We start from the raw sequence: 272 nt of genomic DNA, 5'->3' as shown, positions 1-272 counted from the left end.
CGCCCAGCATCTCGCTGGTGCCAACCCCGGCAAAACGCGCCTCCATTGCCGCTGCGTCGGCGGCGGAGAAGGGCGTGACGTCGATCAGGTCGAGCTTGCGCGCGGTGCTAGCCATGCCGCAGCGCCCAGACCGGCACGCGTCCGTCGGCGGCCTTTTGATAGACATTCTCATAGCGCGTGAGCGCGGCCTCGAGCGTGACGGGATCGATCTCGGCTTGGGGCGCGAAACTGTCGAATCCGCAGCGCTTCATCAACGGCATTTGGTCGACCAG

General features: G+C 66.2%; 1 protein-coding gene. It reads right to left on the bottom strand.

Annotation, left to right across the window (positions count from 1 at the left end; genetic code table 11):
• Nucleotides 1-107: 107 nt before the first annotated feature.
• A complete protein-coding gene (locus RAD04_RS38705; protein WP_461627973.1) occupies nucleotides 108-260 on the bottom strand; it encodes a DUF934 domain-containing protein in 153 nt (50 codons plus the stop codon).
• Nucleotides 261-272 lie beyond the last annotated feature (12 nt).

The sequence above is a fragment of the Bradyrhizobium sp. 25ACV genome, assembly GCF_054863005.1.
Note: the sequence above shows the minus strand (reverse complement) of the source record. Positions and strands in the feature narration are given on the sequence as shown.

Bases quoted from the DNA above. Each gene is read 5' to 3' on its own strand.
- RAD04_RS38705 (WP_461627973.1), bottom strand. From the start codon at position 260: ATGCCGTTGATGAAGCGCTGCGGATTCGACAGTTTCGCGCCCCAAGCC.